Origin of the sequence: Neobacillus niacini (assembly GCF_046591715.1) — a bacterium.
Lineage (GTDB): Bacteria > Bacillota > Bacilli > Bacillales > Cytobacillaceae > Neobacillus > Neobacillus niacini_L.
In genome coordinates, this window is the sequence record NZ_JAWVNQ010000004.1 from 16,198 (window position 1) to 29,008 (window position 12,811).

The window sequence follows — 12,811 nt, forward strand, 5'->3', positions numbered from 1 at the left end:
AAATAATCCTTCTTTATTTTTTAAATCTATAATTCTTTCGCAATAGCACGCCCCGCCTGTCTTCCTGTAAAGAGGCATCCGCCAAGAAAGGTTCCTTCCAGCGCGCGATAACCGTGCAAACCGCCGCCTCCAAAGCCCGAAACCTCTCCAGCTGCATATAAGCCAGGAACAGGATTACCAGCAGTATCGAGGACGCGGCCGGATAAATCGGTTTGCAGTCCGCCAAGCGTTTTTCGGCTGACAATATTTAATCGAACCGCAATCAATGGTCCATTCTTAGAATCTAGGAATTTGTGAGGGGAGGCGACTCGTATCAGTTTATCACCAAGGTAGTTCCGTGCCCCGCGAATGGCAGTTACCTGCAGGTCCTTAGTAAACTTATTGTCCATTTCACGGTCCCTGGCAGCGATTTGCCGTTCAATTTCCGTATAGGTAATGAGATTATCACCAGTAAGTTTATTCATGCCCTCGACAAGTTTCTCCAGATTATCCGCAATCACAAAATCCTCGCCTTTATCCATGAATGCCTTTACTGGAGCTGTCGGACCAGGAAGAATGCGGGACAGAACTTTTTTTATACTTTTTCCCGTAAGGTCAGGATTCTGCTCAGAGCCGGATAAAGCAAACTCTTTTTCTATTATTTTCTGCGTTAAAATAAACCACGAATAATCATAGCCTGTCTTTTGGATAGCGTCGAGCGTCCCTAATGTATCAAACCCAGGGAAATTGGGTGCTTGAAATCGTTTACCCGTTGCATCGAGCCAGATAGAAGATGGTCCGGGTAAAATACGAATTCCGTGATTACTCCAAATCGGGTTCCAGTTTTTAATGCCTTCGGTATAGTGCCACATTCGATCACGGTTCACAATCCTGCCGCCAGCATTTTCCGTTATTTCGAGCATTCTGCCGTCAACATGATCCGGTACACCTGAGATCATATTTTTCGGTGCTGTCCCTAGTCGTTCTGGCCAATTTTTCCGAATTAATTCGTGGTTGCCGCCGATACCGCCGCTTGTTACAATGACAGCCTGAGCAGTAACCTCAAAATCTCCAATGACCTCCCGTGAACTTGCTTCTCCTCTCTGTGCAGAGCTCGGAACGAGTACAGATCCAGCCACTCCCATAACAGCACCATTTTTTGTTAGTAATTCATCTACGCGGTGTCGAGGACGATACTCCACAACTCCATCGTTGATGGCTTTACGGACTCTTTTCTCAAAGGGTTCTACAATGCCAGGACCAGTACCCCATACTATGTGGAATCGGGGTACAGAATTCCCATGTCCTTCAGCCAAATATCCTCCACGCTCAGCCCAGCCTACAACAGGAAAGAAGCGAACTCCCATCTGATACAGCCATTCACGTTTTTCACCTGAGGCAAAGTCGACATAAGCCTCAGCCCATTTTTTGCCCCAGAAATCTTCATCTTTCTCTCGATCAAAGCCTGCCGCACCTAACCAGTCTTGCCAAGCGAGTTCACGAGAATCTTTAATTCCCATTCTCCGTTGTTCGGGTGAATCAACAAGAAACAATCCGCCAAAGGACCACCAGGCTTGACCGCCAATGGAAGCCTCCGGTTCTTGATCTACTAGCAGTACTTTCTTACCAGCCTCTGCAAGCTCCGCGGTTGCGACTAAACCAGCAAGTCCCGCACCGACTACAATGACATCAAACTTCATATATTACCCCCTGATTATCTTATATTCCGATAGTATTTTAAATTTTCTAAAAAGTCAAACTGTGATTTTGCAAAAGGATTTTCTATGGGAGTAATAGAATAAAAGGGAGTAAGGACTTTCAGTAGGGAGGCTAATGTAGTCATGACGACCAATAATGGAAAATATGATCCTAATAAACTTAACCAAGAGTTAGAGGAAGCAAAAAAGCTGCCTGGTTTTGGTAAGCCTCTGCCAAAGAATTTGTCTTCTGGCGACATTTATGATAATTTTCTTAAAGCTGCTAAAGAAGCAGGTTACCTGCCGCCATTTGTCGCACTGCAAAAAGAAATTAGACAGCAGATGGATAAGCTCCTTAACATGATAGAAACAGAATCAAAAGAGGAGGATATCAATCGTTTAATTGATGAAATGAATAATAAGATTAAAAAGTATAATATGGAATGCCCAAAAAGTATGCAAAAGATGTTAATTAACCTTGAAGATATTGAATGGCATGCCAAAATATGGAAGTAGAAACAGATAAAAAATCATAATATTAGACACCAGATTCCAAAGATAATAAGATGAAGAAAGAATGTTGGTTTTCTAAGTTACCAGCTTAGTAGATGTACAATCAGAGATTCGAAGGGGTGTAGAGAAATGGATGATCGTTTTTTTCGTAATGCAATGGGGAAATTTGCAACGGGGATTACCGTTGTTTCAACTGAAGTGGATGGTACAGCACATGGGATGACAGCGAATGCTTTCGTATCTGTCTCGTTGACTCCGAAACTAATACTTGTATCCATCGATAAAAGAGCAAGAATACTTCCACTTATCCAACAATCCAAGAAATTTGGTGTTAGCTTCTTATCTGCTGAACAACAAACAGAATCTATGCGTTTTGCAGGACAAATAAAAGAGGAAACTCCTTATCCTTTTGAACAATTTGGAGGTTTGCCTGTTATTCAAGGGGCACTTGCGAATATGACTTGTAACCTTTATAACGAAGTTGAGGCTGGCGATCACGTTCTATTTATTGGTGAGGTTACGGATCTGAAGGTCAATGAAGGAGATCCGTTGTTATATTTCGGTGGCCAATATCGCAAATTATCAGAATAACAACGAGGTAAGAGCTGTCACATGGCAGCTTTTTCTTATTGTGCTTCTAGTACAGTATTGTACAATAAGAATAGGAGGGATAGACCTTGTATAAAAAGTTAAGACTTGTTTTAGGGATTGTTGTTTTATTATTAGCTGGATTTGGATTATTGACAAAAAACTTCGTGGCACAGCCTCTCATGATGCTGGGATTAAGTGCCTTTATTTTGGTCGGCGGGTTAGACGAGCTGAAAAATGGACAAAAACGACGCGGCTATATAAGCATTTTTCTATCTGTATTTGTTCTAGCCATCTTAGTTCAATCATTCACATCATAAAATGATAGTAAAAAAACGGGGGAATCTTAAGATTTCTCCGTTTTTTTGGGTATATATTCAAAAATCTCCTTGGATTCAAAACTATCCACTAACCTGTTTAGCCAATCATAATATTCAATTGCGGAATTTAGTTTTTCTATATCTATATTTGCTTGTTTTTTTACATCTATGTCTACAGAATCATCATCTACGAGGGATTGAATTTCACTTAGCGACTTCTGCATAGCGCTTATATTCAGGGAAATCCCTGCACGCCATTTAATGGTAAAGAAATCAATAAAGGTTTGATACCAATCCGGCTCGGCCTGATAAAGATCTTTCCTAACCCCTTTTTTCCAAACCTTTCCCACCATCTTTAACTCCAATAAGCTCCGGACAGACGTGCTCATACTCGTCTTACTCATTCCCAGCTCTTCCTTCATTTCATCAAGTGTCAACGGACCTTCTTGAAAATACAAAGCCCCATATAAGCGGCCGATCGATTCCGTAACTCCATATAAATTCATATTTTTAGAAATCGCATCAATTACCCGTTCACGGGCAAGTTCTAGTTCTTTTTCACCGTTCATCCTGTCATCACACCTATCTTTATACGTGTCCTTTTATTAGCCTATCATGTTTCGATAAAAAGTAAAGAACTCACATCAGGAGGATATGGAAGCATTTTAGAGGAATATTAAGGAATTCATGTGTGCAGTACGTACAGTTTTTTCTGTACGTACTTTACGAGCAAATATGGCTAATTAACAACTTTGTTTTAAATATGGAATTGGCACTATAATAGATAGGTAAGACCAAAAGTGGCGGTCAATAGCTAAATAGATAGATAGGGGTGAACAAATGACTAGTAATCCAATAAAAATTAGGGTTCAAAATGTCACAAAAGTTTTTGGAAAGTCAAAAAAAGCGATTCAACTCTTAAATGAAGGTGAATCAAAAGCATCAATTCTAAAGAAAACCGGATCAACGGTTGGAGTGAGTAAGGCAAGCTTTCAGGTGGAAGAAGGCGAAATTTTCGTCATTATGGGTTTATCCGGAAGTGGTAAATCAACGCTTGTCAGGATGCTTAATCGACTCATTGATCCCACCATCGGGGAAGTATATATTGACGGTGAGGATATTGTAAAAATGAACAAAGAACAATTAAGAGAGGTTCGCCGAAAGAAAATTAGTATGGTATTTCAAAAGTTTGCACTCCTTCCTCATCGAACAATACTTGAAAATGTAGAGTATGGTTTAGAGGTACAGGGAATACAGAAAGAAATGTGCACAAAACAAGCGATAAATGCATTGAAACTGGTTGGGCTTGAAGGGTATGAAAATCAATTTCCTAAACAATTAAGCGGGGGAATGCAGCAAAGGGTTGGATTAGCGAGAGCCTTAGCAAATGACTCGGACATTTTATTAATGGATGAGGCATTTAGTGCACTTGATCCATTAATCCGGAAAGATATGCAGGATGAACTTCTTGACCTTCAGTCAACGATGAAAAAAACCATTGTATTCATCACGCACGATCTAGATGAAGCACTTAGAATTGGTGACCGTATTGCTTTGATGAAGGATGGTGTCATTGTCCAAATTGGAACACCTGAAGAGATTTTAATGAACCCATCAAACGACTATGTTGAGAGATTCGTAGAAGATGTCGACTTGTCTAAAGTCTTGACTGCTGGTCATGTCATGAAGCGGGCTGAAACGGTTTCGATTGAAAAAGGGCCGCGGGTTGCGCTGCAAATTATGAAAGACCTAGGGATTTCAAGTATTTATGTCGTTGATAAGAAAAAAACATTACTTGGAGCGATAACTGCCTCCGAAGCGAATAAAGCAATCGAACAGAGACAGGATTTAACCACAATTATAAAAGAAGACGTAACAACTGTTTCACCGGATACATTACTAACTGATTTATTCGATAAGGTCTCTACAGCCTCCATACCTGTTGCAGTCGTAGATGAAAATAACAGACTAAAAGGAATACTTGTAAGAGGAGCCGTCATTGGTGCCCTGGCTGGGAACAATGATGACCTAAACCTTATACATACAGCAAAATCTGAAGCTGCCGCCGCTGTTAAGGAAGTTAAGGAGGTGAAAATAACATGGAACAATGGTTCCCGAAACTCCCAATAGCTGTTTGGGTCGATAATTTCGTTAATTGGCTGACAACCAACTTAGAAGTTGCCTTTGATGGAGTCACCGCCATTTTAGAGTCGGTTGTAGAAGGAATGGTAACTGGGTTTGAATTTATACCATCCTATATATTTATCATTCTGCTAACCCTCATTGCCTGGAAGGTGGCGAATAAAGGGATTGGGCTATTTACATTGATTGGTTTATTTTTAGTAGATAACCTTGGTTACTGGGAGCCAATGCTTGAGACACTGGCACTTGTGCTAACAGCTGTAATTATCTCTATATTATTAGGAATCCCTATGGGAATATGGGCTTCACAAAAACAAATGGTACGAAACATTGTAGTACCCGTTCTTGACTTTATGCAGACTATGCCTGCTTTTGTATACTTAATTCCTGCTATTTTCTTTTTTAATATCGGTGTCGTTCCAGGAGTCGTAGCATCCGTCATTTTCGCAATGCCGCCAACGATTCGTTTAACTATATTAGGTATCAAGCAAGTACCTGCAGATATTATTGAAGCTACAGAAGCTTTTGGTTCAACTGCCAGCCAAAGATTAATAAAGGTTCAATTACCGCTTGCTATGCCGACGATTATGGCGGGAATTAATCAAAGCATTATGCTTGCGTTATCAATGGTGGTGATCGCTTCCATGGTCGGGGCACCAGGTCTAGGTGCCGATGTATACCGTGCAGTAACACAAATTCAGATTGGCCGAGGGTTTGAGGCGGGCCTTTCCATAGTGGTCATTGCAATTATTCTCGACCGAATTACTCAAAATATTGGAAAAAGTAAAAAACAAGGGGGAAGTGTTTAATATGAAGAAAAAATGGATGGTAACAGTATCGGCAGCATTATTAACATTGGGTCTAGCAGCTTGCGGCTCAGATAAAACAGGTAAAGAGGCAGGCTCCATAGGTGAACAGCTAGATTATGAGATTATTGGAATTGATCCAGGTGCAGGACTCATGAAGGCGTCTGCAAAAGTTCTGGAGGAATATGACTTAAAGGATTGGACTCTTGTAGAAGGATCTAGTGCCGCCATGACAGCAGCATTAAAAAAGGCATATGAAAAAGAAGAGCCAATCATTGTCACTGGCTGGACACCACATTGGAAATTTGCTTCATACGATTTAAAATACTTAGAAGATCCAAAAGGTGTTTTTGGCGAAGATGAAAACATTCATAGTATTGCTAGAAATGGATTAAAGGACGATCTCCCTGGAGCCTATCAAGTTCTGGATCAATTTACTTGGACACCTGATGATATGAATATTGTTATGAATAATATCACTAATGGTGAAGACCCTGAGGCGGCAGCAGCGAAGTGGGTAGAGGAAAATGCTGATAAAGTTTCAGCATGGACTGAAGGTGTAGAGAAGGTCTCTGGAGAAAAAATCAAGCTTGGATACGTAGCCTGGGATAGTGAAATTGCAAGTACAAATGTCATTGGTAAAGTCCTATCAGATTTAGGTTATGATGTTACACTTACTCAAGTAGAAGCAGGACCGATGTGGACAGGAGTCGCAGATGGAAGCTTAGACGCCCACGTTGCAGGCTGGCTGCCATCAACACATGCAGATTACTATGATAAGTATGACGGGAAATTTGAGGATTTAGGGGAAAACCTTAAAGGTACAAAACTAGGTTTAGTCGTTCCAGCATATATGGATATTGATTCCATTGAGGACCTAAAGGAATAGAAACTATAAATGAGAAAAGACCTTCAATACATTGGAGGTCTTTTTTTCAGCCCTTAAAGGGACTAAAGTATGACCGCTTACCCCAAATTATTTCCCAACTCTCCACAAGCAACAAAATATTGATTAATACAAAGATTCTAAATAAACTCAATATTACAGCCATATGAAAGCTGTACATAAAAAAATGGAAAAGGGGAAATAAAATGCGAAAGAAAAAGAAGATTGTCTCAGCCTTACTAGCATTAACAATGGGAGCTTCACTGTTTGCCTCAGCGGCATATGGTGAAGTAACAGACTCGAAGGAGACATACCGGGTTATCATTAAAGGACCAAGTTCTGAGAAGGCAAAAGCAAAAGCAAATACAGGGGTACGCTGGGATTTTGGTGATGAAGGATATTCCACAAGTGTGAATGCTAAGCAGTACCAAGCACTATTAAAGAATAAGAATTTAACCATTGAAAGGGTGCCAGAGGTTCAATTAGATCGAATTGAAAGCGCTTCAAAAGAAAAAATCGGGACAACTGCAATTACATCCCTGCCAAGTGACCGGACACCATGGGGGATGCAGGCCATTTACAATGATCCAAATATAACAAGTACATCTGGCGGTGCGGGCATAAAGATAGCAGTGTTAGATACGGGTGTATATATTAATCATTATGATTTAGCAGGAAGTGGTGAACAATGTAAAGACTTTACCCAATCCTCGTCAGCGCTCGTCAATGGAACGTGTACGGATCGAAACGGACACGGTACGCATGTAGCAGGAACTGCACTTGCACACGGAGCCTCTGACGGATTAGGGATATATGGGGTTGCACCACAAGCAAAGCTATGGGCCTATAAGGTATTAACAGACAGTGGTTCTGGATATTCGGATGATATTGCCGGGGCCATTCGTCATGCTGCTGATGAAGCTGTTCGAACAGGCTCTAAAGTGATAATTTCCATGTCCTTAGGTTCTGCAGGTAAAGACACGATGATTGCTAGTGCAGTAGATTATGCTTATAGTAAGGGGACACTTGTTGTTGCAGCCGCAGGTAACGATGGATATGCGGCCAATACCATAGGATATCCGGGTGCATTAAAGAATGCCGTAGCTGTAGCTGCATTAGAGAATGTCCAACAAAATGGAACTTATCGCGTCGCTAATTTCTCATCTCGAGGCAATCCATCCACTGATGGTGACTTTGTTATTCACGAAAGAGATGTAGAAATTTCTGCACCTGGTAAAGACATTCAATCAACTTGGTACGATGGAAACTATAATACTATCAGCGGTACTTCCATGGCCACTCCTCATGTATCAGGATTAGCTGCTAAAATTTGGTCATCTAATTTATCATGGACACATACACAGCTTCGTGCTGAGTTACAAAGAAGAGCAAAATTATACGACATCAAGGGTGGATACGGAGCTGCAACTGGGGATGACTATGCTTCAGGATTTGGATTTGCAAGAGTAAGATAATCATAGAGAGGGAAAGCCATCTTACTAGAAGATGGCTTTTCATCTTTTATATAAGGTTTATTGGGAAAATCATTGCATGGCAGCAGAACTCATCCCATTACCTAGGAGCTAAGGTTTTTACGGATATGGCAGGGGAATAGGTTGTGACAAGACAGTCCTCTAAATTCCTTTCATCTAATAATCCTAATTGAATGGCTGACTTTATTTTGGTTTCATCTGGCTTTTTTACAACTTGAAGGAGATCATTCATTTGCAGCTCTTCTAATCTTTTCACTGTTTCTTCTTCCTTATATTTTTCAACCTTCCTCATCTGCCGCTGTAATTTATAACCATTTATCGTGATTTCGGCTTTATTATTAGGACCGACTAATTTATTAAAGTAATCATGGAAGGTATCCTTTAACTCGTTCATTTGCAACTCTATTTCTTTTTTCTTCTTATTAAGTTCATAATATTTAACCAACATCTCATCTGTAATGAAGGAATCATTCTGTTTACTCAAAGTTCCTCTCCTCCTCATCGAACGTATATTCTATTTTATTAGCTCTGCTCCTGAATTAGTCCAAATTTCCATCTACATTATTTTTATAAATTAGATTGCTTTTGACATTAGAATGAAACTCCATACAAAATCTATTACTGAAACTATTGAATTTGTAAAAAATAGGCTAGTTTTTTTTATATTAATAGACATTTGTACAAGCTAGTTCTCTATATTGGAATAATATGTTCTTGTAAGGGATCCCTTTTAGATGTCACATTCGAAAGGGGGGGATTAAATATGAATCTTGGTGAATTTATTGCTGTAGTAGTACTAGCATTACTATTGGTATTAGGTCCAATTCTTGGTTTTCCAACAACATCTATCCAAGCAGCTCTTTGTCAAGTAGCTGGTTGTACTGCGTAATTTAAGTAGTATATACCAAAGGTTGTAATTCCCTTGCAAAGATGAAGGTGCCTAGAAGATTATTGAGTGATTAATAATCTTCTAGGTTATTTAGTAAAAAGAATAATGAAAAAGAGTATTACTATTACTTATAAAGGTGTGGTATATAAATGACGGAAAGTGAAAATAAAAAGGAAGAATTCATTCAACCTCAAGCAGCAGAACAAAAAGAATTATCCAAAGAGAATATAATGAACCTCGTAAACAAACTCAGTTCCAATCCAGGGACAATTGATTTGGCTTCCGTAATGGGTATGGCTAATACACTTTTAAAAAATGATAGCATATTTAGTACATTACAAGGACTGGGTAATAAATTGGAACCTAATTTAACGGCCAAGGAAGAACCAAAGCAGGAGAACATGGAATTAGAATCCATTCGTGAACATTTAGAAACATTAATAAATGAAGTACAAGCACTTAAACTTGAAATGATGGAAGCAAAAAGTATGCTGAAAGGGTTAAGGAAGAAAACTAACACCAGTAAAAGAAGAATAAAAAGAAAGAAATAGTTCAGAAGCTATAGAGACTTGCCTAAAAGGTAAGTTTTTTTATTGAAAAGATGAATTATGTATAACATGAGAAATATTACATTACTTCAGACGAACCTTTCAAAAAATATAGTCCTTTACACCTGAACATATAGTGAATATTCATAGGACCTTGGAAATATGATGTTTCTAGGTATTTGAAGTAATTAAGTCGAAGGTAGGATTTACCCATATTATGAATGTTCACTACATATATGCTCTCGTCCGATATTATGGGTAATGCTATAAAACAAGAGAGAATAGAGGTGTTAGTATGAAGAAGTTTTTTGGTATTGTATTTTTCATGTTACTGGCAGCATTATTGGGAGCTTGTGGGAATGAAGAGAAGACTGCAAGTGAGGAGCCAAAAACGGAAGAAACTGATGGCAGTGAAGATTCAAGCGGAAATGAGGACGCCGAACCTGCATCAACCTCTTTAGCGGGGAACGAGGTATTCGAAAAAAGCTGCATGATGTGCCACAGCTCAGGTGATATCGCTGGCGGGCAAGCTAAGATTGATGGTGCCAAAATCCATGCAGACTTTAAGACAAAAGAGGACATGCTAGCCTTTGTCGGGAAAAATATGCCGCAAAATGCACCTGGTTCTTTATCACAGGATGAGTATCAAGCAGTTGTAGACTATTTATGGGACCAAAAGTAAGTAAAACACATAAAAAGGTATTGGTTCTTATTTGAACCAATACCTTTTTATGTGAAATAAATTAATTAAAATTGTACAAAATAGAATTTAAGATTATTTACAGGATGGAATCCCGCATGCATATATTATTTGACTTAATTATCACTTTTATAATAGAGGTACTTTTCCATGGTGTCATCCGCTGGGTGGGGAAATTTCTCTTCTCGGCGGGAAAGCTAATCAGGGTAATGAAAAAACTTTTATTTAGATAGAATTTGAGCTAAGTGTTTCCGTATAGCTTCAGGATTTCCGGAAATACTATTTTCTCTCGTCTCATCTTTTTTCATTTTCTCTATGGAATTAACCAAAATATCTTGTTCGGCCGTTTGAGGTATTACGACCACTCCGTCTGCATCTCCAACAATGATATCTCCAGGATGAACAGAAACACCGCCGCATGAAATTGGCACATTCACTTCACCTTTTTTTGTTTTCCCGCTCGCTGCAACTGTTGTCCCCCTCGAGAAGACAGGGAAATTCAGCGCCTTAATACCTATAATGTCTCGTATAACACCATCAACGACTAAACCGCCAATGCCTAAAGTTTGTGCCATACCTACAACAAAATCTCCCGCGATTGCACTATATTGGTCACTTTTTGCATCCACAACTAAAATATCACCTGGTTTTGCCTTTGAAATGGCTTCCAGGACAGAGAGATTTTCACCAACAGGAATCTTTACTGTGTAAGCCCTGCCGGCAGCCTTATACTCTTCCTTAAGCGGTTTAATACCAGGATGTAAATTATTTAACCCATCCATAGCATCTGATATACAAGTGGTTGGAATACTAAAAAACTCTTTAATAATGCTTTCCAATATTAATTCTCCTCCCATTTATGCACTTCACTATTTATTATAATTGGTAAACTAAGGAAAAGCTTGGAGATTTTTCTCCAAGCTTTTAGACATCGCGAAATTCTCTCATTCTACTTAAAAGAAGGCCATCACTTTTATTATTTTCACCGATTACAAAATCTGTCATATAAGAGGTCAAATACTGCCCATAATGATTGGTTGTGTTTAGTAACAGCTCGTCCACATAGAAAACGCCTTTAGGAATTTGATCGAGTAAGAGAACCGAAAAAGCAGCATATATACCGCAAGCAACCTGGAAGTAGGTGGCGTTTGTTTTATACTGAGCAAAGATTTTCTCATTCTCCAAAACGTTATAAATATAACGCTCTTTGTCTTGATAAACCAATAATACACCAACGAGATCTTCACCAGTAAGCGGAGCTTCATGGGGGTCAAGAACCTTCATGTCAAAATCCCATAAAACATCTGTGTCGTCTATATGATTACGAATAATATTGGTAGTATGGTCATTCACTCTATACAAAAAGCCACTTTCCATATCATATATTTTCCCAAGTGTATAAACCTCTTCATGAGGCATTAAACACCCATAGAACTGCTTTTTCCCTAAGGTCACTTTAAATTCAATGTTATAGACATCTTCATATAGAAAAAGCGGTGTTTTATTTTTCATGAACATCGGATAACATAAAATAGCTTCATCAAGGAAACATTCTGGAGACCAAGTCGTATAAATAACATCTTTTTTTGCCTGTGACTTTTGCTTAAAGAAGGAGGTGTCATGCTCAACGATATAGCATCCAAGCGGCATTTCACTTGTGTGCTGCTTCATAAGTTCAATCGCCATCCATTGCACGACACCAGGATTCATTCCAGAGCAAACAATAGCGGATGTATTCTTAAAGGTGTCTTTATATTTTTCGAAATAATGTAATCTTTCGATGAGTGGGAAGCCGTCAAATTCTTCTTCATGATCATCAATATAGGTATTTTCCAACGCAGAATTAACATATTTGATACCAAGCTCATCACAGCATTGCAGCATCTCAACTGTATCAGCCCATGAGACATCAATAACAATGGTCGTACGAGAATTGGTTAAATGGTTCATCAACTGATTCTTATCCTTTAAATCAAACTGGTGGCAGACAACCTTAGATGTTAAATGTGGATATAAAGTTTGATAATACGAAGCATCCTTTTGTTTATAATCTATTAAATGAATAATACTATTGGATATGATTTGATGAATAGGATCTTTATCATTTAGTACTGATTGATTTAGAATGGAAAGAACAGATTTTGCCACGCCTCCAGCACTTCCGAAAATGGATATAACAGGTTGGAGATCTTTCATTTCAACACCTCGTCCATATTTTTTATTAGAATATGTTAGAAGGGTGGAAATGGC

At 39.0% G+C, this 12,811-nt stretch carries 15 protein-coding genes; 10 read left to right on the forward strand and 5 right to left on the reverse strand.

The window, feature by feature from the left end; all coding sequences use genetic code 11:
• Positions 1-26: 26 nt before the first annotated feature.
• Complete coding sequence (locus tag SFC47_RS12345; RefSeq protein WP_411254595.1) at positions 27-1,679, reverse strand: FAD-binding dehydrogenase; 1,653 nt, start codon at positions 1,677-1,679, stop codon at positions 27-29.
• A gap of 141 nt (positions 1,680-1,820) precedes the next feature.
• On the opposite strand from SFC47_RS12345, the gene SFC47_RS12350 reads away from it, so the two are divergent.
• The 3 genes from SFC47_RS12350 (at position 1,821) to SFC47_RS12360 (ending at position 3,097) form a co-directional block, all read left to right on the forward strand.
• A complete protein-coding gene (locus SFC47_RS12350) occupies positions 1,821-2,192 on the forward strand; it encodes a DnaJ family domain-containing protein (RefSeq protein WP_411254596.1) in 372 nt (123 codons plus the stop codon).
• 126 nt (positions 2,193-2,318) lie between these two features.
• Positions 2,319-2,780 (forward strand): flavin reductase family protein, encoded by a 462-nt coding sequence (locus tag SFC47_RS12355; RefSeq protein WP_411254597.1) that lies wholly within the window; start codon positions 2,319-2,321, stop codon positions 2,778-2,780.
• Positions 2,781-2,866: 86 nt separating this feature from the next.
• Positions 2,867-3,097 (forward strand): hypothetical protein, encoded by a 231-nt coding sequence (locus SFC47_RS12360; protein ID WP_411254598.1) that lies wholly within the window; start codon positions 2,867-2,869, stop codon positions 3,095-3,097.
• A gap of 26 nt (positions 3,098-3,123) precedes the next feature.
• On the opposite strand, the gene SFC47_RS12365 is transcribed toward SFC47_RS12360, so the two are convergent.
• On the reverse strand, positions 3,124-3,666 hold the full coding sequence (locus tag SFC47_RS12365) for a GbsR/MarR family transcriptional regulator (protein WP_411254599.1): 543 nt from the start codon (positions 3,664-3,666) through the stop codon (positions 3,124-3,126).
• A gap of 271 nt (positions 3,667-3,937) precedes the next feature.
• Between SFC47_RS12365 and SFC47_RS12370 the strand changes: the two genes are divergently transcribed.
• From SFC47_RS12370 to SFC47_RS12385, 4 genes are all read left to right on the forward strand, one after another.
• A complete protein-coding gene (locus tag SFC47_RS12370; RefSeq protein ID WP_411254600.1) occupies positions 3,938-5,227 on the forward strand; it encodes a quaternary amine ABC transporter ATP-binding protein in 1,290 nt (429 codons plus the stop codon).
• The gene (locus SFC47_RS12375; RefSeq protein WP_411254601.1) at positions 5,197-6,048 is read left to right on the forward strand and encodes an ABC transporter permease; all 852 of its coding nucleotides are present in this window, start codon (positions 5,197-5,199) and stop codon (positions 6,046-6,048) included. The genes SFC47_RS12370 and SFC47_RS12375 overlap by 31 nt, the downstream gene beginning before the upstream one ends.
• A 1-nt stretch (position 6,049) precedes the next feature.
• On the forward strand, positions 6,050-6,934 hold the full coding sequence (locus SFC47_RS12380; protein ID WP_411254602.1) for a glycine betaine ABC transporter substrate-binding protein: 885 nt from the start codon (positions 6,050-6,052) through the stop codon (positions 6,932-6,934).
• A gap of 203 nt (positions 6,935-7,137) precedes the next feature.
• Positions 7,138-8,406, forward strand: a complete 1,269-nt coding sequence (locus SFC47_RS12385) for a S8 family peptidase (protein ID WP_411254603.1) — start codon at positions 7,138-7,140, stop codon at positions 8,404-8,406.
• 97 nt (positions 8,407-8,503) lie between these two features.
• Here SFC47_RS12385 and SFC47_RS12390 read toward each other — a convergent pair whose 3' ends face one another.
• The gene (locus SFC47_RS12390; protein ID WP_411254604.1) at positions 8,504-8,908 is read right to left on the reverse strand and encodes a hypothetical protein; all 405 of its coding nucleotides are present in this window, start codon (positions 8,906-8,908) and stop codon (positions 8,504-8,506) included.
• 279 nt (positions 8,909-9,187) lie between these two features.
• On the opposite strand from SFC47_RS12390, the gene SFC47_RS12395 reads away from it, so the two are divergent.
• The 3 genes from SFC47_RS12395 to SFC47_RS12405 all read left to right on the forward strand — a co-directional run bounded on the left by SFC47_RS12395 (position 9,188) and on the right by SFC47_RS12405 (position 10,543).
• Positions 9,188-9,313 (forward strand): hypothetical protein, encoded by a 126-nt coding sequence (locus tag SFC47_RS12395; RefSeq protein WP_411254605.1) that lies wholly within the window; start codon positions 9,188-9,190, stop codon positions 9,311-9,313.
• Positions 9,314-9,462: 149 nt separating this feature from the next.
• Positions 9,463-9,864 carry a hypothetical protein gene (locus SFC47_RS12400; RefSeq protein ID WP_411254606.1) on the forward strand — a complete coding sequence of 134 codons (402 nt, stop codon included), beginning with the start codon at positions 9,463-9,465 and terminating at the stop codon, positions 9,862-9,864.
• Between the two features lie 292 nt (positions 9,865-10,156).
• The gene (locus SFC47_RS12405) at positions 10,157-10,543 is read left to right on the forward strand and encodes a c-type cytochrome (protein WP_411254607.1); all 387 of its coding nucleotides are present in this window, start codon (positions 10,157-10,159) and stop codon (positions 10,541-10,543) included.
• A 239-nt stretch (positions 10,544-10,782) separates the two neighbouring features.
• Here SFC47_RS12405 and SFC47_RS12410 read toward each other — a convergent pair whose 3' ends face one another.
• Entirely contained in the window at positions 10,783-11,400 is a 618-nt protein-coding gene (locus tag SFC47_RS12410) for an RraA family protein (RefSeq protein WP_411254608.1), read from the reverse strand.
• An 85-nt stretch (positions 11,401-11,485) separates the two neighbouring features.
• Positions 11,486-12,757 carry an S-adenosylmethionine decarboxylase related protein gene (locus tag SFC47_RS12415; protein ID WP_411254609.1) on the reverse strand — a complete coding sequence of 424 codons (1,272 nt, stop codon included), beginning with the start codon at positions 12,755-12,757 and terminating at the stop codon, positions 11,486-11,488.
• Positions 12,758-12,811: the final 54 nt, after the last annotated feature.

Excerpts from the sequence above, each read along its gene's own strand:
- SFC47_RS12415 (WP_411254609.1), bottom strand. The coding sequence starts at position 12,757 with ATGAAAGATCTCCAACCTGTTATATCCATTTTCGGAAGTGCTGGAGGC.
- SFC47_RS12400 (WP_411254606.1), top strand. The coding sequence starts at position 9,463 with ATGACGGAAAGTGAAAATAAAAAGGAAGAATTCATTCAACCTCAAGCA.
- SFC47_RS12355 (WP_411254597.1), top strand. The coding sequence starts at position 2,319 with ATGGATGATCGTTTTTTTCGTAATGCAATGGGGAAATTTGCAACGGGG.
- SFC47_RS12405 (WP_411254607.1), top strand. The coding sequence starts at position 10,157 with ATGAAGAAGTTTTTTGGTATTGTATTTTTCATGTTACTGGCAGCATTA.
- SFC47_RS12395 (WP_411254605.1), top strand. The coding sequence starts at position 9,188 with ATGAATCTTGGTGAATTTATTGCTGTAGTAGTACTAGCATTACTATTG.
- SFC47_RS12375 (WP_411254601.1), top strand. The coding sequence starts at position 5,197 with ATGGAACAATGGTTCCCGAAACTCCCAATAGCTGTTTGGGTCGATAAT.
- SFC47_RS12380 (WP_411254602.1), top strand. The coding sequence starts at position 6,050 with ATGAAGAAAAAATGGATGGTAACAGTATCGGCAGCATTATTAACATTG.
- SFC47_RS12365 (WP_411254599.1), bottom strand. The coding sequence starts at position 3,666 with ATGAACGGTGAAAAAGAACTAGAACTTGCCCGTGAACGGGTAATTGAT.
- SFC47_RS12385 (WP_411254603.1), top strand. The coding sequence starts at position 7,138 with ATGCGAAAGAAAAAGAAGATTGTCTCAGCCTTACTAGCATTAACAATG.
- SFC47_RS12370 (WP_411254600.1), top strand. The coding sequence starts at position 3,938 with ATGACTAGTAATCCAATAAAAATTAGGGTTCAAAATGTCACAAAAGTT.
- SFC47_RS12350 (WP_411254596.1), top strand. The coding sequence starts at position 1,821 with ATGACGACCAATAATGGAAAATATGATCCTAATAAACTTAACCAAGAG.
- SFC47_RS12345 (WP_411254595.1), bottom strand. The coding sequence starts at position 1,679 with ATGAAGTTTGATGTCATTGTAGTCGGTGCGGGACTTGCTGGTTTAGTC.